Genomic DNA, 21,561 nt, shown 5'->3' on the forward strand with positions numbered 1-21,561 from the left:
TGTTATCGGTATAGAAACAAGGGGATTTTATAATTGCTCCTGTTCAATTTCCTTAGCGACTAACCTTTAGTTTTGAGAATAAACCTTTTACAAACCTTTGGTCTTTAAATACAATAATAATAATGCTAAGAATAAAAGCTATATAAATCGGGAGCCAATTTAGAATGTGAAAGTTGAAAAACTGAAATCCATTTTTTTTTATTTCCCATTCTACAAGTATCCAGCCGGAAACAGCAAGCAGAAAAAATATTATTGTACATACAATATCATATATCATGTTCCTTTTTGTAAAGGAATAGACTTTTTCATCTTCAAACATATCCGACTTGCAGTTTAATAAAGTATTGATAAAGGCAAAAACAGATACTAAGGACAATAGCCCGGTACAAAACCACCAAAAATTAGATGTTCCTATCAAGACTCCTTGTCCAATTTCGAAAAGCCCTAATGAGAAGGGGATGAGAATATCGAAAAATTTTGGTGTCCACCTAAAAACCCCTACAAACCAAACGTATTAGACTTGTTCTGGTTTGATACTCAATTAGTTAGGTTAAAGTTCCATAAACCGGCGGAAATTCCGGCGACTTTATTGTAAAAACAGATATTTTTTGTCCGGATACGATCACTCATAAAGCGAAATCGTTTCATTCCGGCGATGGAATTTTCCACCTTTACCCGAAAAGAACTTTTCTCCCGATTGCACTTTTTCTGCTCTTCGCTCAAAGCTGTTTTCTTCTTTTTCTTCTCCGGGATTTGCAGTTGTCCCATGCGATAGATTTTCTCGATTCCCTGATAGCCCAAATCAACGTGGACCGTCTGGTGATCCAACCATCCCCCCTTTTCCGGCTGCAACTCCATTTTCAAAATCGTAAAGTCATGACAAGTGCCCTGATAGGCATAACTGAGGTAACGGATGCATTTATCTGCGTTGGCAAAAATCATCATTTTCAGGGTATGGGTCTTTTTTTTCCACTGTATAAATCTTTCTGATCCTGTTGATTCACAGGGCGTTGGATCCGTTGCTCGGTTGCATCGATGATGATATCGGATTCCGTTTTCCAGTGTTCCATAAAGTCTTCTTCGGTGGCATATTCCCGCCGCGGCAGATAGCCCCCTCGCGCCAGCGCGGCCTGTAGAACCGTTAAACACATCCCCTGCGTTGCATGCGCATTCGAGGGCGCCAGGTCAAAACTCAAGCCCAGAAGGTCATAGCTTAACCCACTTTTGATGCTAAACAGTCCAAAAAATAGCAACGATTCATACGTCTGAAACGTCGAGGGCGAAGCCTGGTTTTCCTGACGTCTTGTCAAGGACTCTCCAAACATTTCTTCGTAGGCTTCCCCAAATAATCTCACCAATTTTTTAAATTGCTCTTCGGTCAGACCTGTGCTCGATCGCCATTGCCGTTCACTTCGTATCGACGTATATGATATACCCATTTTCTCTTTTTTCTACAAGCTACTACTTTTGACTATCAATTACTTACACCAGAACAAGTCTATTCAAAGGTAACAGAAACAATTGTTAAAAACGTAAAAAAAGCATATAAATGAAACTCTATCTTTTTTGAGGTAAAAAAGCATTCAAAAGTCTCGCATACTTCAGAACCTTCAAAATATGTATTGATGAGAAATCCGAAAGCTACACCTTGAATTATACTAATCATTGTAAGGTAAACACTTGGGAAACTATCTGACATACGGATTCTCAGCTGTTCTCTATTTAATTTGGAGTATATCGGGACATTTATTTCATCTGGAGGAGTTGCCCCAATTCCTTTTCCAGTTAGCCTTTCTAGTTCTTCTTTTGAATAGTAATATCGTGTACCTTTCCCTGTACCCGTCTTATAAGGGGTTATAGCATTTTTTTTACAGAAATCTTCAAAAACTTCCATGCTTTGATTTAAAAATTCTGCTCCTTCTTTTTTTCGTAGTAGGGTTTTATCAATTGCCATAGTAAACTATTAATTTTCCTATTTGCGATGAACTAGTCCATAAAAAAAATAGTTTCTCGCATTTCGGCTAGAATACAATACATTCTAAATCTGAATACGATTGTTTTTGAAAAGTTGTTTTCTTCATTATTACCGATAACGGTTTGCATACAAGGCGTGACCAGCTTTTGCTGAGCATGACCGTTGTATGCCTTGTTACAGCCAGTTTTCAATCTTTCTTATTTCTTTTTCTTGATTATTAGCCACTTTGTACAATCTTTTGTACTCCAATCTTCCAAGATAATCTGGACCTTTTTTCGTTTCATGACAGCTTTGCCAAATTTCAAGTGCTGCTTGAATTACCAATTTCGAAAATTCTTCCGCCTTATTTTCCCAATCATGAGGTTTTAACCAAATTCTTGATTTTTTTGGTGAAAAGTGGACTGAGGCATTTCTCAATTCTTCATAATCTTCAAACAAGGTACTAAATGGTTCTTTTATTTGATTTTCATCTGAAAGAACAATCTTTGCAACATTATCTGACCTGATAATTTTTTGAAATTTTTCAATTTTGTACTTGAGGTTTAGAAATCTACCTTTCTTGCTTCCTTGTAAAATTTCTTCATCTTCACTACTCAATTTTCCCTTATTACGGAAATAGTGGTCAAATCCTATGCTATTAATGAAACTCTCCAAAAAAGAGAAAAAAGAAATTATCGTCATTCGACTATAAAAAGAAACTTCATATTTAATTGCATTTATCGAGTCTAAAGTTTCCTTATCAAACTGAGTCTTTCCACTTCTTCTAAATTTTTCTTTTTGGGCTTTCCCAAACTTGTCCAAAGTCTTCAGCCTATTTTTTGCCTTAACCAAACAAGTAAAAGCATCTTTCAAAAGAAAGTGTTCTTCAATTTCGCCTCGGTTTTTATGGATTACTAATCCGACGTTAAAATGATAAGGATAATAATCGTAGAAATTGTAAGATTTTAATTCAATTTGTTCTTCGAGCCAACCAATCATTACTCCATCACTAAAAATTTCCTTATTTATTTTATGCTTTTCATTCCAGTCTTTGGCTATTTCACTAATAGTTCTCTTTAAAGGATATTTTGCTTGTAATGGTTTTGCAATTGAAACTAACATCTTTTCATATTTAGGCAACTGCTTTTCAACTACCTCTTCACTTTCTTCTTTAACCATGTTGTGAAATTCAAGCATTAATTCGCTGTATTTGTTAAAATCCAGATCCTCCGAAAAAGCCGCCATCATTTGCAAGTAAACTGCAATATCCCAAACTCTATTTATTTCTTTTTCGAGGTCGTTCATTTATCTTTTTTCCTAATTGACTGTAACATCCATCCACCCCCAACATCGCCCATATCCCCTAAATATCCTCAAAATCCCTACCCTCCAGCGGACGGACATCCTTCCGCAATACCGATTATCCACAAAGAATGCCAGCCAAGTATCTAAATTTACCCATATTTTCCATCACTCCAAAAGATTTCCCTGGCGGTAGCATTTTTCTGTCTCGCTTCTCACCTCCTCACAAACCAGTCCATATACACTTCCCGTAAATACCGAAAGCATACCCATTTTCCTACCTTTTTTGTCAGAAAGCATAGGCAATTTTTGTTGATTTTTGTCAGAAAGCATAGGCAATTGTGCCTACTGCCCCAATGCGCCGCTTAGTCTCAACAGCTCCAGTTCGGAAAATTTTACATTGTACTGGGCCGTAATCTGCCGGTTGAGCGCCAGGTCAAACCTGCGCTGGGCTTCGTTGAGATCGAGGATGGCAGAACCGCCGAGGCGAAATTTCTCAATGGAAATCACCAGATTCTCTTCGGCAAGCTTCAGGTTATTTTCCTCGATATTCAGGATTCTTTTATCGGCTTCGTATTGATTGTAAGCGGCAGTAAGATCTCCCACAATTTGAGCCATCAGCGACTGCTCCTGTGTTTCGATGATTTCGGTATTGACTTTTGAAATGGCAATCTGCTGGTTGTTGTGGTGGCCGTCATAAAGTGTCCAACTGGCAGAGAGTCCGACAGAGAAGAGCGCGTTTCGGTTGGTCAGGATGAAGTTGGCGTTGCTGTTGGAGTAGGTATATCCGAGGGTAGAATTGAAGCCAATCCGGGGCAGTTTTGCTGCTGCGGTTTCCCTTTCTACAGACCGGCTGATTTCCACTGATTTTCGCAGGATGAGCAATTCCTTATTATTGGTTTGTGCATTTTCTATGAGGGTATTTAGGTCAAACTCATTTCCAAGATCCACATTTTCCTGCACATCAAATACTGTATTAATATCCCGGTTGAGCAGGAAGTTGAGGTATATCTTTGCGTTTTGTAATTGATTTTTTGCAGCCTCAAGATCTGACAACTGCGTATTGAGATCGGTTTGGGAAAGAAGGTAGTCACCTTTCGCCCCTTTTCCCACATTCCACCTTTCTTCAGTGATATTCAACCGGTCCTGATAATATTTCAGGAGGGTATTCATATAAGAAATGGTCGCCTTTTGTTTCATCACGTCGTAGTAGGCGCTCATCACCTGGAGGACCGTATTTTGGATGGCTAATTGTTTTTCCATACTGCTCAACTGGCTTAGCTGGTTGAGGCGGAGAAACATATTTTGCATTCTTTTCCCATCATAGAGCGTCCAGTTGAGGGCGATATTGGTATTGGGCGAAAATACTCTTCCCCAGCGGTCAACTTCGCGGCCATCGAGAAAAACCTGTCTGGTATTGCTTCCTGTTGCGGATGCGTTGGCATTGAGACTGATTTGGGGGCCTATGCCGGCGTTGGATTTGTACACCTGCATCTGTGCGGCTTTTTCATCCAGTTCTGCGATTTGGATGCCGTAATTTTGGGTTAATGAGGTACTGATTGCTTCTTCCAGACTCAGAGTAGGTTGACTGAAAATCAGGAATGGAAAAAGAAAATATACCAGTATAAGAGGCTTTAACATGCGGAACATCTGGATTAAGTAGTAGACGAAAATGCTCAGGCTATCTGGGCAGCGATTTTATCAATGTCTCTCATCCGTTCGTAGTTTTTCTTACGGGCAAGATAAATATACATTGCCGGGATAACGTAGAGTGTAAGTGCCAGCGAGAACAGCAATCCGCCAATAACCACAATACCCATCGACATACGGCTTTCGCCGGCAGATCCCAGCGCTAAGGCGATCGGCAATGCACCAAGTGCGGTCGCGAGTGTAGTCATAATGATGGGACGCATACGCATCGTGGCGGCTTCATGGGCAGCTTCCGCAACACTCATTCCTTTCTCCCGAAGCTGATTGGCAAATTCGACAATCAGAATACCGTTTTTCGTCACCAGTCCGATCAGCATAATAATACCGATCTGGCTGAAAATATTTAATGTCTGGTCAAACAACCACAGCGAAAATACGGCACCTGCTACGGCCAAAGGCACAGTAAGCATAATCACAAATGGATCGATAAAACTCTCAAACTGCGCAGCCAATATCAGGTAAACCAAAATCAGTGCGAGCAAAAAGGAAAATAACGTGCTGTTGGAGCTTTCCTGAAAATCTCTTGAGCTGCCGGTAAGTTCGGCTCTGATACGGGGGTCGCCCAGCCTGTCTCTGATAGATTCCATCGCTTCTATACCTTCGCCAATCGTTTTGCCCGGAGCCAGTCCCGCAGAGATGGTCGCACTCATAAAACGGTTGTAGTGATAAAGCTGTGGCGGGCTGCTTTCCTCTTCGGTTTTGACAATATTGTCAAGCTGAATGAGCGTACCCTGATTATTTTTGACGTAGAGTGATTTTAAATCCAGCGGTTCATCTCTGTTTCCTCTGTCAAATTGCCCGATGACCGGATATTGGCGGCCATTCATTTGGAAATAGCCAAATCGCTGTCCCGCAAAAGCCAACTGCATGGTTACTGCAACATCAGAAACGGATACTCCCATACTTTTGGCTTTTTCGCGGTCTATGGTAATGTCCAGCTCTGGTTTGTTAAATTTGAGGTCAGTGTCAAAAACAGTAAATGCAGGGTCACCTTCCATTTCCTGAAGAAAGCGTGGAACATATTCACGGAGTACCTCAAAATCAGGCGCCTGAAGCACAAATTGCACCGGCAACCCGGCCCTTTTGTTAACTGCAATCGTAGGCTGTTCGGTGGCAAAGGCTTTGCCATCCGGCATTTTTTTAAACTGAGAATTGAGATAATTGGTGAGTTCGGCCTGTGTGCGGGTTCTTTCCTGAGGATCGACTAAGGTGATACGTGAGAATGCGGTATTTGGCGCGCCTGAGCCAGCAAATCCCGGTGCGGTATAAGTCATTACCCCTTCAGCCTCCGGAAGATCACGCATCATCATATCGGCAGCGCGCTGGACATAGTTGTCCATAAATTCGTAAGAAGAACCTTCAGGCGTTGACATACTGGCCCTGATTACGCTGCGGTCGTCAAGAGGGGCCAGCTCTGATTTAAGGCTTGACCCAAAGAAATAAATCATCGCGATAATTACCGCAAATATGGGAAAGGCAACCCATCGTTTGGCCAAAAATTTTCCCAGCCCTTCGTGATAGCTGTTTTCCATGGCCCGGAAAAAGGGCTCAGTTTTTTCGTAAAAACGGTTGGGCTTGTCTTTTTTCCGCACCAGATAGGCATTCAGCATAGGTGTAAGGGTGAGGGAAACAAAAGCTGAAATCAACACCGCACTTGCGAGCACAATCCCAAACTCTCTGAATAATTTTCCAACAAACCCATCCATAAATATTACCGGAAGAAAAACCGCTGCCAGTGTGAAGGAGGTAGAAAGAATCGCAAAAATAATTTCGTTTGCCCCTTTTACTGCTGCTTCGACAGGACTCATTCCCTGTTCGAGTTTTTTGTAAATATTTTCTGTTACCACAATCCCGTCATCGACAACCAGACCCGTTGCCAGTACAATTGCCAGAAGGGTCAGCACGTTGATCGAAAACCCAAAGACCCACATGATGAAAAATGTTCCTACCAGAGAAACCGGTATGTCGATCAATGGCCGGATAGCAATAACCCAGTCCCTGAAAAATAAAAATATAATGATTACCACCAGAATGATCGCGATCATCAGCGTTTCTGCCACTTCCTCAATCGCCTGGGAAATGAAAACGGTATAGTCGAGAAACATACTAAAGGTAAAATCAGCGGGGAGATCCTGGTTGATTTCGTTGAATCGTTTTTTTACTTCTTCAGCAATTTCCAGATAGTTGGAGCCTGGCTGAGGTTTGATGGCAACACCTACGCGGGGCACATTATTGATTCGGAGGATAGATTCCTCATTGTCAGGGCCAAGTACGGCATATCCCACGTCCTGGAGCCGAATATTTTTATCGCCGATTGTTTTGACAATCAGATTGTTAAAGTCGTCTTCTGTCCTGAACCTGCCAATAGTTTTTACGGTAAGTTCGGTATTGTCGCCCTGAAGTTTTCCACTTGGCAGCTCGATATTTTCTCTGTCAAGGGCTGCTTTTACATCCTGGGTAGTAACACCCTGTGAAGCCATCCGGTCTGGTTCCATCCAAATCCGCATGGCATAACGTTTTAATCCCCATATCTGCACATTACTGACACCCGGTACCGTTTCAAAGCGCGGGGCAATGACATTGTCTGCATAATCGCCCAATTCTAATAACGAGCGGTCAGAACTTTCGAGAGTCATCGCCATAATGGTCTCCGAATCGGCGTCGGATTTGCTTACTGTCGGCAGACCATCGATATCTTTGGGAAGTTGGGACACCGCCTGGGAAACTTTGTCCCGCACATCATTGGCTGCCTGCTCCATTTCCACATCAAGATTAAACTCAATGGTAATATTGCTGGAGCCCTGATTACTGGCAGAACTCACCGTGCGGATACCTTCTACACTATTGATCGCTTTCTCCAGGGGTTCTGTGATTTCAGCTTCAATAATGGAGGAGTTGGCACCGGGGTAACTGGTTCTGATTGAAACAATTGGCGGGTCGATGCCAGGATATTCCCTGACACCCAGATACGTATATGCGATTACCCCAAAAAGAAGGATCATGAGGTTCATCACAATTGCCAGTACCGGGCGTTTGATGGATAAGGTTGAGATGGACATGATATTTTCCGGGTATTCTTGTTTGTTGATTATTTAATCAGTTCTTTCACAGTTACTGCCGAATTGGTTTTTACGGTCATCAAGCCGCTTACGATCACTGAGTCGCCCACGCTGATTCCGTCGAGAACCTGGACAGATTTTTCGTTTCGCAGACCCGTTTGTACGATTGCTTCTGTTGCTTTTCCCTCTTTCATCAGGTAGACTTTTTTCCCCTTCAGAATCGGTACAATGGCTTCAGAAGGAACCATGATAGATTTCTCAGATCCGAGGGGTACGGTTACCCTTACAAACATTCCCGGCAGCAATCTTCCATTTGTATTGTTGTAAGATGCGCGAATCATAAGGGTACGGAGGTCTTCATCTACCCTTGGATCGACAGCCAGTACGGTTGCTTCGAATATATTTTCAGATCCATCGATCGAAAAAGATACTTTCTGACCGTTTTGGATCATAGATGCATATTTTTCGGGAACGGGGAAATCGATTTTGACCGGGTTGGTCTGTATGATCTGTGCGATGATCACAGCAGGAGTGATGTAGGCCCCTTCGCTGATATTTTTCAGGCCAATTCTTCCGCTGAAGGGTGCCCGGATAGCGGTCTTTGCCAGTTGTACCTGTAGCAATTCCTTATCAGCACTAAGGGTATTGACCTGGTTCATGGCAATGTCGTATTCCTCTTTGCTGATGGCGTTGATGTCCAGGAGTTTTTTCTGCCTGGCTTCAATCTGCTTGGCTAATTGTTCTTCGTAATCCAGCTTTTTCAACTGAGCGACCAGCTCATCGTCGTTGAGTTTGGCGATCAACTGACCTTTCTGCACAAAACTCCCTTCTTTAAAGTAGAGTTTGATGAGCCTGCCGGAAACTTCGCTTTTAAGTTCTACCTCTTCGTTGGCGACAATGGTGCCTGAGGCATAAACGGTATTGTCCGTAACTTCCTCCTTCGCCAGATAGATATTGACAGGAATAGCACCAGCCGATGCGGAGGCCGTTCTTTGTTGTGAGGTAGGACTCTGGGGGGTTGAACTACTGGCAAAGAAGAGAAACTTTCCTGCAATCAGAAGTACAATTACGACCAGAATAATGATGAGAGGACGCATGTTAAAGCAATAAATTTATATAGCATGACAAGTTACATCATGTATGATAATTTAACTACTTTTTTGCCACTGCGTAACTTTTTTTGGGTTGCGAAATGCTATGCCACAAGCATTTTTCCCTCCAAAGGTGCCGGTGTTTCCCTGAAATCATACAGTTGATTTCTCAGTCTGGGGGTAAAACCCGCTCCGATGATCACCCGCTGAATTTCCTCAGCGCTCAGTCTGTAAGGAGCGCCGGCAGCGGAAACGACATTTTCTTCGATCATAATCGATCCCAGGTCATTGGCACCGCCATGAAGACAAAGCTGGGCAACTTCCGGGCCCACCGTCAGCCATGAAGCCTGAATATTTTCGATATTGGGAAGCATAATGCGGCTCAGGGCAATCATGCGCACATATTCGTCAGCACTTACCGTGTTGCGAATTCCTTTGACTCGGTTGAGGAGGGTTCCGTCGTCCTGATATGGCCAGGGGATGAAGGCTTTGAAGCCGTTTTGTCCTTCAGGTTTTTCTGATTGCACTTCTCTGATCCAGATCAGGTGTTCAAACCGCTCTTCGATCGTTTCGATATGGCCAAACATCATGGTCGCGCTGGTCGTAAGGCCCAGTTGGTGTGCTTCACGCATTACATCGAGCCATTCTTTACCACTACATTTTCCGTTGGAAATGATGCGACGCACCCTGTCGTTGAGGATTTCTGCTCCTGCCCCGGGCATAGAGTCCATTCCTGCCGCCATCAGGCGGGTAAGCGTCTCCCGGTAAGTCAGTCCGGAGAGTTGGGATATATGTACAATCTCGGGTGGCCCGAGTGTGTGGAGGCGGAGATTGGGAAACCAGGTCTTCAGTTTGCGGAAAGTATCTTCATAAAACTCCACACCGAGGTCGGGATGGTGGCCTCCCTGAAGGAGAAACTGATCTCCGCCAAGGGCGAAGGTTTCTTCGGCTTTTATCTTATAGGTCTCGTCGTCCGTGATATAGGCTTTATGGGCGTATTTCTCAGTCGGGGGAACAAAAAAGTTGCAAAATTTGCAGTTGGCGACACATACGTTTGTCGTATTGACATTCCGGTCGATCTGCCAGGTGACGATGCCCAAAGTATCTTTTTTGTGCACCTTCCGCATTTCGTTTGCCGTGTACATCAGATCGGCAGTTTCGGCGTTGTGGTGCAGATATAATCCCTCCTCCTGTGTCAGGAATTCAAAATTGAGGGCTTTTTTCAATAGGTCGTTGGTGTTCATCTTTTTTTACCTTAACTCCGACAAAGGTACAAAAGTTTCAGAAAAAAGTGAAAGGTATTCCATTTCCTTTACGGACAATCTGCCGGAGCAGGGTTGCGGCTGATACGGGCATCCATAAATGTACTGCGCCCTGCAATGTAAAAGATATTGTCTGTGTCGAGTTTAATGCCATAGAGTATATCGCCGGGTCCGGCCTGAAAGGAAACAATGCCCATGTCAGGGCAGTTGCCGGTTTTTATCACGGCATTCGCCCACCCACCTGAAAATGCGCCTAAAAATTGGGAGCCGAGATAACAGATTCCCTGTAATACATTGATTTTTGGTGTGGTAGTAGCTTTTCCTGAGCAAACCTGAAGGGCAATTTGTCCGTCGCTTTTGCGGCAGAGTTGTGGTTTTACAAGGGTAGATGCTGTAAAGTTAATGCCTCCGCACAGGTTGATCATTCCCGCTGCTTTGACATCAAAACCTGCAGGGGTATAGCTAATACCGACACCATTTATGCTTACCCGTGGATCAGTTCCTGTCGCTTGTGCAATCGCGCTTCTTCTTACGGCCATACTCAGCAGGCTGGTATCAAGCGAAACGCCCCAGTCGGCGTCGGGAAAATGGCTCAGCGAAACCTGTGGGTCAAAGATGCCCGGCGTGCCGACGTCAAACCGCAACCCGACTTTCAGTTCGAGGTCAGAACCTAAAACGACGCCCGTAATCTGTACGGGCGAACCTGCAAGGCCTGCGGCCATATTCAGCAGGCCATCGGCCTGCACAACAATGGGTTTTGCGGTTTCCATACTTTTATATACAGAAGTAAGTACCTGCCCGTCAATCATATCATAATTAGCAGCTCCGCAGGCGACCGGTGCCTGGTTGATGCGGCTGAAAAGCTCATAAAAGGCGAAGCGCAACAGGAGGCCGTTGTTGTTGGTACAATTGCCATTAGGGCAAAGCAGGGCGTGGCGACGGTTGGAATCTGGTTCGGTGGCAGGGGTAATCAGGTAGGGAATCAGTTGCAGTTTGAGTTCGTATGAACGCTGAAGTGACACGAGCGAGTCGCCGTTTCCCCTCATCCAGGGGCTGATAACCACATTCAGCAGGTGAAGGGGAGCGCCTTGTGCGTCGGTTTCCTGCGAAAGTCGTACGGTGCCAATTTCTACCCCGCTGGAAGCGGTAGTGGGCGCATCCATCATAGCGCGAACCCGCTCGCGAAGGTAGCCCTGGCTGAGTTCGATATTAAGGCTGGAAGTGGGTACAGGTACGGCGGGCGTGCCGTAACCGGGGTCGGCGGGAGCAGGCGGGCAGGCAGGGCCGGGGAGGGTCTCACAGGCGCAGCAGACCGCAACAATCACAACGAGGAGCAGCCATTTCAGGGAAGACATGTGCGTGAGATTATAGGTGGAAAACCATAGTGAATGTATGGGGTTGGCAGGTGATTTCCTAGTGGTGATGGGAAGTGTAAAGATGGGAATATGGAAGGGCATGTTTTGTGGTGGTTGGTGTCTTTGCCTTTGGCTAAAGACCTGGCAACCTGTTTGGTTGAATAGGGCCTAAATTTGTACCCGGTACAAACAATAATGATGTCATTTTCACCCTTCTGGCATACCGACAGTATTCACCAAAAAACATATATTGCAGAATAAAAAAGAAATATAGTAAGTGGTCAAACCATATTACTTTTAACCCTAAGCAATGTGGCGGCAGCGCTTCAGTATGCAAGTCAGAAGTTATAACCCCCTATGAAACACTCCCTACTCTCCATTATCATTTGTTTCCCCCTCATCCTCTTCTCCCAGTCCTTTCCGGACTCCGCGGTGGCCATGGGGTACTATCAATCGGGCGATACGACGACTTTTGTTTTTAGTCCCAGGCTCTATGGGGTCGAATGGCCCGAAAGGGTAGGGGTGACCGGTAGCTTCCGAAGCTGGAGCCAGGATATGGACGATCCGCAGTGGCTGCTTAGAATCGGTGCAGATTCTCTTTGGATATTAAGGGTTTTCAACCCTAACTTCGACCCCGTTCCGCTGCGCGCGGAGTTTAAGTTTCGCATCAATGCGGGCGAATGGCTCCAGCCTCCGGCAAATACGCCCAATGAAAAGGGTTCGAATCTCGTTTTTATGCAACACATGACACTTCCCGAACTTAAAGCAGAACTCCGTGCCTCCGGCAATATCTGGGCATCCGTAAAAGGCGCTTCACGTCCGCTGGACCCTGTGCAGTTTCGCCTCACTGACGCGCACAATCATATCATTCCTATCGCTACCGTTCTGCCCAATGAAGCAGATAATATGCTCATTATCCCGGCAGTACCTATTGATATCCGTCGTGTATACTACCTCGAAATTCCAGGCCAGCATCTCTCAGCATGGTGTAACTACGAGGGCTGGTTTCGCGAATTGTACTCCACCAAAGAACTCGGCGCCAATATCAGCGACGATAAAAGTAATACGGTTTTTCGCCTATTTGCTCCACGGGCAGAACAGGTCAAACTGTACCTCTATCGCGACCATTCAGATAAGGAAGCCTACCAGACTACAGATATGAAGGTAGACAAAAACGGTGTATGGGAAGCGGTATTCGAAGGGAACCTTGCCGGAGTATATTACGACTTTACCGTTCACGGTGCTTCTGACCCTGGCAACCATTTTTACGAAACCAACCCTGTCCATATCTCTGATCCTTACGCCCGGGTAAATGCCGAAGCATGGACTGGTCAATCATGGGGGAAAAGCCGGGTCTGGCCTCGCACCACACCTGCTACGCCGCTGAAAAATGGCCGCCCACCTATGCAGGATGTCATCGCATACGAAGTGCATGTACAGGACTTTACAGACCTGTTGCCCGTATCTGAAAACGAAAAGGGCACGCTGCCTGCTTTCTTCAAACCCGGACTAAAAAACAGTAAAGGAGAGCCGGTAGGTTTTGACTATCTCGACAATCTGGGGATAAATGTGGTCCATCTGATGCCGGTTCAGGAATTTCTCAACTATCCCGATGACGATTGGCGCGCTTCTTTTGAAGACGATCCGTTTATGATTGCAGAAGGCATCAATCTGGAAAATTACCAGTGGGGATACCGCACCTCCCACGCCTTCGCCGTGGAGAGCCGCTATCGCCGTAAAGGCGACGAACACGGAGCGGAACGCGACCAGTTCCGCGATCTCGTTCAGGCCTTCCACGACAAGGATATGGCGGTCATCATTGATCTTGTGCCCAACCACTCCGCGGAGAATATGGACAAAATCAATTATTATTTCCACTGGAACGCCATCGACAAAATCTATCACTACCGTACCCGTAACCTCGACCATATCGGTGAATACGGCAACGAAATTAAGTTTGAAAATCGCCCTATGGTACAGCGCTGGCTCATCGATCAGTGCAAACATTTTATTGAAGAGTTTGGCATCGACGGATTTCGTATTGACCTCGCCGGGCAGGTAGATCGCCAGACTTTGATCAAACTTCGCGAAGCTCTCGGCCCTGATATCATCATCTACGGAGAGCCGTGGATTGGTTCTTTTGACCCTGAGTTTGAAGAAAATCCTTCCTGGGACTGGTATAAACACAATTCACCCATTACCTTTTTTCAGGACGAAACCCGCAACGCTTTCCATGGACCGACTTCCACGCCTACTGACAAAGGCAAAGACCGTGGGTATGCTGGCGCCAATTTTCACGAGAAAGAAAACGCCAAGAAGGCCCTGGCCAACAAATTTGCCGATGATAAAACTCCTCTCAGTGGAATCGGCTACCTCGATATTCACGATAACTGGGCCATGGCTGACCGGTTTGCGCTGCGCGACTGGGACGGCCGATATGGGGTGGACGAAGAACGGTTTAAGATCGCAGCATTGTTGTTGTACACTTCCCTCGGACCGATCGTAACCCACGGTGGCACGGAAATGATGCGCTCCAAAGGTTCCGCAGAACTAAAAGAAACGCTGAAAGTCACAAAAGCCGGAACCAAGGTATATCTCCACGGCAAACGCGACACCTATAATATGCGCAAAGCCAACCAGTTTGTCTGGGAGAATGTAGGTAAAACCAAAAAGGATAAAGGGAGTTTCTGCGACTACGATGGCATGTACAAGTTCTGGCGAGGATTAAATCAATTCCGCCTCAGCGAATATGGAAAAGTATTTCGGGTTGCAGAATCCGTTCCCGATGGTTACTACCGTTGGGTGGAAACAGTCAACCCGTATCAATTGGGGTATATTGTTGACAATCGTGTATTTGTGCTGATCAATACCGGCAGCGAATTTCACGACTGGGATCACGTCGTATTGCCTGAGGGAAAATGGCGACTGATCGGCAACCTGAAAGGCGTGGATCATATTCACGGTGTCAAAGATGAAAAGGCAATGATGACGCTTGAAGGCGGAAAGCCCATAAGCTTCCGGCTTTACGGCCCGGAATTCAAAATGTGGGTGCGGGATTAATCAAAATTTCCCGTAACTTCTCTTTGTAATTCCGACCCATCAAAACTGACTATGAAAAACCCGCTGATTGTGTGTTTTTTTCTGCTAATGGGTTGCTTGCAGGCTTGGTCGCAAGCACCCGACTGGGCCTGGGCAAAAGCCCTTCCGGGTGGAACGGCAGACCGCGGTCAGGACATTGCCACTGACCGGTGGGGGAATGTCTATCTCACCGGAGCTTTTGGAAGTTCACTGACTCTGGGTGGGCAAACCCTTTGGGCAAACGGTTTTGATGATGTCTTTCTGGTCAAACTGGATCCGGCAGGAAATGTCATTTGGGCGAGAACCTTAGGCACTCAGGGTTATGACGAAGGTCGTGGGGTAGGGGTGGACACCTTTGGCAATGTGTATATTGCAGGGTCGCTTGATCTGGAAATGGCTTTTATCGCAAAATACGATTCAGCCGGAAACCTCAAATGGCAGCAATCCCCGCCAGCAAATGGTACAGTTCGCTGTTATGACCTTGCAGTGGATCCTGTGGGAAATACCTGGATCACGGGAAATTACCTTTCAAGCGGATTGACTTTCGGGCCTGACATTTTACCTGCTACCAATGGCAACGGTGGGGTGTTTATCGCAAAATACGACAGCGCGGGAAATGCACGCTGGGGCAGAAGTGCCGACGGAACGGCCATCGACAAAGGTTGGGCCATTGCGGCAGGGCCTAAGGGCGATGTCTATGTCGCAGGGGATTATACGGGAATCTCCCTTACATTTTTTGCCTCACCTGATACTACCATCTTTACACACGGGGCAATTGATATGTTTGTAGCCAGATATGACTCCCTCGGAGTACTTCATTGGGCACAGACCCTGGGAGGGAGAGGCAGCGACCAGCCCAATGGCATTGCAACAGATGTGTCAGGCAATTTCTACCTTACCGGTTCTTATCAGGATACCCTGCATCTGGATTCCCTAACACTTTTAAATGCAGGCGGGAGCAATATTTTTCTGGCAAAATTTGACACAACCGGCAAAGCCATCTGGGCAAATGCACCTGCCGGGCCAGGCCTGTGTTATGGAATGCGGGTGGATGTCGATATATGGGGACATGTATCTCTAACGGGTTATTTTAGCAGTACAACGCTTACCTTTGACACGACCACAACGCTGATAAAAAATGGTTCGGGCAGTACCGCCAATACCGATATGTTTGTGGCCCTGTATGATACCACAGGCATCTTTCACTGGGCAAAAGGCGCAGGCGGAAATGGAACAGAATACGGCTATGGCGTAGCCGCAGACAGTAGCGGGGCGGTATATGTTACGGGTTCCTGCAATACGCTGAACTTTACCGCAGGCAATTTCCCGATTACAACTACGGGTAGCTCAGATATTTTTGTGGCAAAAGTAGTGGAAAATACGACTGGATTGGGGGGATGGGAACCTGGCAATATGTTCAATGTTTATCCCAATCCGACAAGTGGTTATATTGCTATAAACTTTCCGGCCAAAACCCGGAAGGTAAGCATTGTAAACACGTTGGGGCAGGTTGTCTGGCAAGAGAACACCAGTCAACAGAACTATGCCAGGGCAGAAGTTTCTGAAGCGGGACTATATATAGTGATGATTGACTGCGGGGATAAAACCTACAGCCGGAAGCTCGTAGTACAGAAGTAGCGGAATTACGCTACATACGAATTGAGCATGATCGGCATAATCAGCATGAGAACATTTTCTCCGTCTTCCTGAACGTTGGGGAGAATAAGGCCCGCGCGACCAGGTTGCGAAAGTTCGACCACAACTTCTTCCGTTTCTACATTCGAAATTACATCCATCAGCAGGGCTGCATTAAAGCCAATTTCGATATCTGCCCCTTCATAGTGGCAGCGAAGTTTTTCCTGCGCTTCATTGGCAAAGTCCGGATCCTGAGAAGAAATTTCCAGTTCGCTGCCTTTCAGGGCAAAACGCACCTGGTGGGTGCTTTTATTGGCAAAAATATTTACCCGACGAAGTGTACCCATCAACTCCGTTTTAGATATGAAGAGTTTGTTGGGATTTTGGGTGGGAATAACATTTTCGTAGTCGGGATATTTTTGATCGATCAGGCGGCAAACGAGCAGAAGATCCTGGGTCTGGAAAAACGCATTATTGTCGTTGTATCTGATGATGAGGTCGTGGTTGTCGTTGGGGTCGAGCGAATTTTTAAGCAGGTTAAGCGCTTTTTGTGGCACGATAAACCGGGTAGGATTTGCGACCGTAACATCCACTCTGCGGTAACGAACGAGGCGGTGGGCATCGGTAGCGACAAAGGTGGCGCCATGTTCTCCAAGGTCAAAAAGGATACCATTTAAAGCAGCTTTATCTTCATCGGAAGAAGCGGCAAACAGCGTTTTGGTGACTGCTTTAAACATCGCATACATTGGAAGATTGATTGACTCTGTCCCCTCGGAATTAGGAATTACCGGAAAATCTTCGCCATTTTCGCCACTGATCTTATATTTACCATTTTCAGAACTGATTTCAACGGCGAAAGTATCTTCATCGATCATGAAAGTAACCGGTTGCTCGGGCAGTGCTTTGAGGATATCGAGCAAAATTTTTGCAGGAATAGCGACCCTCAGCGGTTCACCCCGGGATTCTATCGGCAGCAAAGTCTGCATAGACGTCTCAAGATTGGTGGTAGAGACTTTGAGCCGGGAGCCATTTATTTCAAAGAGAAAATTCTCAATGATGGGCAATACAGAGCGTGAAGGTATAGCTCCGGCAATACGGCTCAGGTGCCTGTGCAGCGCAGATGAAGACACGATAAAATTCATAATCTCGGTTTATTTCAGCTTAGCGTTGTCGCTAGCAAACAAATTTAAGAATCTTTCCCTTAATATGGTACATTTTATCCTTATAACCTATGGATTTTCTCTCTAATGATCTTCAACACTACATCGACAAAATGTCTTCCCCTGAGTCTGAAGTACTTGCCGGACTACGGCGGGAAACGCATCTGAAGGTTTTATACCCTCAGATGATATCGGGCCATTACCAGGGCCGGGTATTATCTTTTTTGTCGAAGATGATTCGCCCCAGGCAGATTCTCGAAATTGGCACTTTTACGGGCTATTCGGCTATTTGTCTGGCAGAAGGCCTGGCTCCGGGCGGAAAGTTGTTTACCATAGACCTAAATGCTGAATTGGAGCCGGTCATTCGCAAAGGCCTGAAGCAGGCGGGGGTAGAGGATCAGGTCATGCTTCATTTTGGTGCTGCATTGGACATTATCCCCCAACTTGAAGGGCCTTTTGATCTGGTATTTATTGATGCAGATAAGAGCAATTACCGGAACTATTTTGAGATGGTTCTTCCACGGCTTTCTGAAGGCGGCATGATCCTCGCAGACAATGTTTTATGGAGCGGGCGTATATTTGACGCGACCCAGAATGACAAGGAAACCGCGGGTATCAGAGATTTTTCGTCATTTGTACAACAGGATGAACGGGTTGAGCAGGTGATTTTACCGGTAAGGGATGGAATCATGCTGATACGGAAGAAAGGGCAACAATAGCACAGATTTTGCAGTAATCTTACAGGGTGAAGCGTGGGTAAATCCACCAGCCGGGGCACAAGGGTGGAAAAAAAATAGTCTTATCAGTAACTTGCCCCGGTTTAAATGATCATATTATGCGCAGAAATCTCCTGTTTGCGGTTGTCTTCTCGCTCTTGTGCCTCAATATATCAATGGCACAGCCAAACATTCCTGTCAGTATGGAATACTGCGGAATAGAGCTGACATTCACTCCTGGAGCCAGGGTAAAACTGGCTGAGTATGTAAAAAAGATACATGAAAGCCCGCGTTATTTCAACGAAATGGTTCGGCGTGCGGATATGTATATGCCTTTTATTGAAGAGGCTTTCGCCAATGTACGTGTTCCTCAGGATTTGAAATATCTTGCGATTCAGGAAAGTGCCCTCCGTCCCGACGTGGTGTCAAAGTCCAACGCCGTAGGTTTCTGGCAGTTTAAAGAAGCTGCCGCTTTACAGTACGGGTTGAGGGTAAATGAGGATGTGGATGAAAGGAGCCATATTTACCGCGCTTCCGAAGCAGCGGCTATGTACCTTGCCAAGTCCAATCAGGATTTTGACAACTGGGTATATGCAGTCATTGCCTATTATGAAGGCTTGACCGGAGCCGTGAGTTATACCAATCCGGAGTACTATTCGGCGACAAAAATGTCGGTTAATGAAGATCTTCACTGGTATGTGTTGAAAGCAATTGCGCATAAAATCGCTTATGAAGAAGCCTTAAAACTGCCCCGTAGTCCTGAGATTTATTTGTATCCGATATCTTCGGCAGGTGAATCGAATTACCGCAAATTGGTAGAGGAAAATGGGGTGGAGGAGGAATTGTTTCTTCAGTACAACAAGTGGATCAGGCCCGGAAAAAAACTGCCCAAAGGTGAAACATTTACCTGCTATATTCCTAAGAGCGGCGAATTTTATACCGGACATATAACCGACCCAAATAAAGTTCAGGGAGGCGGAACGCCTGTTTATCTGGCTTCCGCCGCAAAACCAGAAGCGGATATGAACTCGCTCGAAGCACTGCTGGACAAACAATACGAAGACAAAATCATCCAGCCCAAAGCAGAAAATTCCGAAACAATCCCTTCCGGCAATTCTCAGCCACTTAAACAAAACCCCGAAAGACCCATTCCTCCAGATCTCCGGTATGCGGCTTTGCACGCACTTCCTGCATCTGAGCTTCGAGCTAATATGTATGTGGATTTTCCGCTGAAGAGCGACCTTCACTACAATATTCAATATGTGCAGTTTGACGGAACCCTGACCGTCGAGGAAATCGCCAATCATTTTGTGATTCCTGTATCGGATATCCTGGTCTGGAATGGCCTGATCCCCGGCGCTGAGCCGAGAATTGGTTCCATGATTTATCTGGCAAAACCTTCCAAAAACGAGTACCATATTGTGCGGAAAGGCGAATCTCTCCCCGATATTGCTGCCCGGCACTTCACTTCTATCGGGAAGGTTCGGAAGCTCAACCGGATGGACAAAGGTGATCTTCGGGTGTATGTGGGACAGAAACTGTATCTGAAAAAAATGAAGCCCAAAGGTGAGCGCATCATGATTCTTTCGGAAGAATCTCCTGAAGAAGCGCCGTTATTTGCCGAAAACTCACGCCCGGTAAAACCAACAGAAAAACCTGGTTTTGTTCAGATGCCTGCATCACAACCTGCTCCTGCCATTGTAGACATGGGCAAGACCTCCTCAAGGGATGTAAAGCCCGCCCAGGAGACTCCCGCAAAAGTACAGCCACAACCTGCGGTGAAGGAGGAAACGCAGGAGGCTGTACAGAAGGTACCGATGAAGTGGACTTACCATACGGTAAAAAGTGGCGAGACGCTTTGGGTGATTTCCCAGAAGTATGGTACCAAAGTAGAGATCATCAAGATGGTGAACAAGCTGACCAGTGATACGCTGCCAGAAGGGAAAGTATTGCGGATTTTCGCTAAGGCGGAATTGGTGAAGGAGTAGCCATTGGTCTGCAAACTGTGAAGGGAGGGAAAAGGATTCCCTCACGGAAATTTCTCACTCAGTCGTTGACCGGTTCCAGTAAATCGCTAAATTATTTGTGGCTCGCCCCGCTGCGATAATGTCAGGCTTTCCGTCGTCATTCATATCTGCTATTTTCAGATCCTCGCATGCCATGGTATTGTCGTCTACCGTGTAGTGTTGCCATGTGCCATCACTGTTTTTGAAGAATAGCAAAACGCCCACTTTACCCTCTGCGTCGGGGTTTCTCCAACCCGCAACAATCTGGTCAAATCCCTGACCTAACAGGTCCGCACATGCAAGTCCATGACCCTGTTCAAAATTTTTGTACAGGCTATCTCCGTTTACTATCAATGAAGTACCATGCATAGGGGAAATTCCTGCTATTACCGTTTTCCCGTCGGCATTGCGCATTTGCCTGACTTCACCAAATCCTGTTCCTTCCTCTGCCCATTCATTTGCGATTTTCCACTCTCCGCCTGTAAACAATGCCGTGCGAATGCCTTCTTTCCCTCCGATCAGTAATTGCGTTTCTTTTTCGTTTTCCACCACCTCAAAATTGTGTGTCATGTGCATGCCGGTAGAAAGTGCTGTATATGCCCATTCACCCGAAACCTCGTCTGGTACAGGGTAAATCAACAAATTGACAGGTAATCCTTCTCCTCCCTTGTTGTCTGTACCATGAAGGGGAAGTACAGTCAGGAAATAATTCCCATTTGCCTGCACCCAATGCATGCGGTGAATCGTGACTTCATGGTAAAGTTGTACGGGGGTCCATCTCATCGTAGGATCTTCGGGGCGAATAAGGTAATGAACGGATCCTGAAAGGTTTTTGTCATGGGTTTCGCCAGGATTCCACTGTGCGCCAACCGCTACCTCGACTTTTCCGTCTCCGTCGATATCCCTGGCGGTAATGCATACATTATCAGAGCCGGTAAGACTGTCTGCCATGACAAATCTTTTCCAATCGCCATTCCTATACCAGACAAATTGCTTTTTATCTGCGAGCAGGATATCTTTTTTACCGTCACCATCTACATCACCAATGGCCAGGCCATAACCTATGGATACTTTGTCGTCCAGAATCTGTGCTTCAAATGCAGGTGTGAAAACCGTCGGTTTGCAGGCGCTCAGGCTCACAAGTATGATGGCCGGGAGGAGAAAAAAATGGACACGCATAGGGTTTGCAAATTGGGACTAAGGGTTTGGGATAAATTCGATAAATTACCGGTC

At 45.9% G+C, this 21,561-nt stretch carries 16 protein-coding genes; 4 read left to right on the forward strand and 12 right to left on the reverse strand.

Annotation, left to right across the window (positions count from 1 at the left end; translation table 11 throughout):
* Nucleotides 1-537: 537 nt before the first annotated feature.
* From R3D00_05370 to R3D00_05415, 10 genes are all read right to left on the reverse strand, one after another.
* Complete coding sequence (locus R3D00_05370; protein MEZ4772594.1) at nt 538-945, reverse strand: transposase family protein; 408 nt, start codon at nt 943-945, stop codon at nt 538-540.
* Nucleotides 946-947: 2 nt separating this feature from the next.
* Nucleotides 948-1,439, reverse strand: a complete 492-nt coding sequence (locus R3D00_05375) for a hypothetical protein (protein ID MEZ4772595.1) — start codon at nt 1,437-1,439, stop codon at nt 948-950.
* Between the two features lie 59 nt (nt 1,440-1,498).
* Nucleotides 1,499-1,954, reverse strand: coding sequence for a hypothetical protein (locus tag R3D00_05380; protein ID MEZ4772596.1), 456 nt, complete (start codon nt 1,952-1,954; stop codon nt 1,499-1,501).
* Nucleotides 1,955-2,149: 195 nt separating this feature from the next.
* A complete protein-coding gene (locus R3D00_05385; protein MEZ4772597.1) occupies nt 2,150-3,259 on the reverse strand; it encodes a hypothetical protein in 1,110 nt (369 codons plus the stop codon).
* 165 nt (nt 3,260-3,424) lie between these two features.
* Entirely contained in the window at nt 3,425-3,556 is a 132-nt protein-coding gene (locus tag R3D00_05390) for a hypothetical protein (protein MEZ4772598.1), read from the reverse strand.
* A gap of 45 nt (nt 3,557-3,601) precedes the next feature.
* On the reverse strand, nt 3,602-4,897 hold the full coding sequence (locus R3D00_05395) for a TolC family protein (GenBank protein ID MEZ4772599.1): 1,296 nt from the start codon (nt 4,895-4,897) through the stop codon (nt 3,602-3,604).
* A gap of 35 nt (nt 4,898-4,932) precedes the next feature.
* Nucleotides 4,933-8,025 (reverse strand): efflux RND transporter permease subunit, encoded by a 3,093-nt coding sequence (locus R3D00_05400; protein MEZ4772600.1) that lies wholly within the window; start codon nt 8,023-8,025, stop codon nt 4,933-4,935.
* Between the two features lie 29 nt (nt 8,026-8,054).
* On the reverse strand, nt 8,055-9,122 hold the full coding sequence (locus R3D00_05405) for an efflux RND transporter periplasmic adaptor subunit (protein MEZ4772601.1): 1,068 nt from the start codon (nt 9,120-9,122) through the stop codon (nt 8,055-8,057).
* Nucleotides 9,123-9,220: 98 nt separating this feature from the next.
* Complete coding sequence (locus R3D00_05410; GenBank protein MEZ4772602.1) at nt 9,221-10,360, reverse strand: CofH family radical SAM protein; 1,140 nt, start codon at nt 10,358-10,360, stop codon at nt 9,221-9,223.
* 68 nt (nt 10,361-10,428) lie between these two features.
* Nucleotides 10,429-11,733: a hypothetical protein gene (locus tag R3D00_05415; GenBank protein ID MEZ4772603.1), complete on the reverse strand. Its 1,305-nt coding sequence runs from the start codon at nt 11,731-11,733 to the stop codon at nt 10,429-10,431.
* 357 nt (nt 11,734-12,090) lie between these two features.
* Between R3D00_05415 and R3D00_05420 the strand changes: the two genes are divergently transcribed.
* On the forward strand, nt 12,091-14,793 hold the full coding sequence (locus tag R3D00_05420; GenBank protein MEZ4772604.1) for an alpha-amylase family glycosyl hydrolase: 2,703 nt from the start codon (nt 12,091-12,093) through the stop codon (nt 14,791-14,793).
* A gap of 51 nt (nt 14,794-14,844) precedes the next feature.
* Complete coding sequence (locus R3D00_05425) at nt 14,845-16,449, forward strand: SBBP repeat-containing protein (GenBank protein ID MEZ4772605.1); 1,605 nt, start codon at nt 14,845-14,847, stop codon at nt 16,447-16,449.
* 5 nt (nt 16,450-16,454) lie between these two features.
* On the opposite strand, the gene dnaN is transcribed toward R3D00_05425, so the two are convergent.
* Nucleotides 16,455-17,588, reverse strand: coding sequence for a DNA polymerase III subunit beta (gene dnaN / locus R3D00_05430; GenBank protein MEZ4772606.1), 1,134 nt, complete (start codon nt 17,586-17,588; stop codon nt 16,455-16,457).
* A gap of 89 nt (nt 17,589-17,677) precedes the next feature.
* On the opposite strand from dnaN, the gene R3D00_05435 reads away from it, so the two are divergent.
* Together R3D00_05435 and R3D00_05440 are read left to right on the forward strand one after the other, a co-directional pair.
* Entirely contained in the window at nt 17,678-18,325 is a 648-nt protein-coding gene (locus tag R3D00_05435) for an O-methyltransferase (protein MEZ4772607.1), read from the forward strand.
* Between the two features lie 116 nt (nt 18,326-18,441).
* Entirely contained in the window at nt 18,442-20,310 is a 1,869-nt protein-coding gene (locus R3D00_05440; GenBank protein MEZ4772608.1) for a LysM peptidoglycan-binding domain-containing protein, read from the forward strand.
* 54 nt (nt 20,311-20,364) lie between these two features.
* Here R3D00_05440 and R3D00_05445 read toward each other — a convergent pair whose 3' ends face one another.
* Entirely contained in the window at nt 20,365-21,507 is a 1,143-nt protein-coding gene (locus R3D00_05445; protein ID MEZ4772609.1) for a VCBS repeat-containing protein, read from the reverse strand.
* Nucleotides 21,508-21,561 lie beyond the last annotated feature (54 nt).

The organism is Bacteroidia bacterium, assembly GCA_041391665.1.
In the GTDB taxonomy this organism is placed as follows: Bacteria; Bacteroidota; Bacteroidia; order J057; family J057; genus JAGQVA01.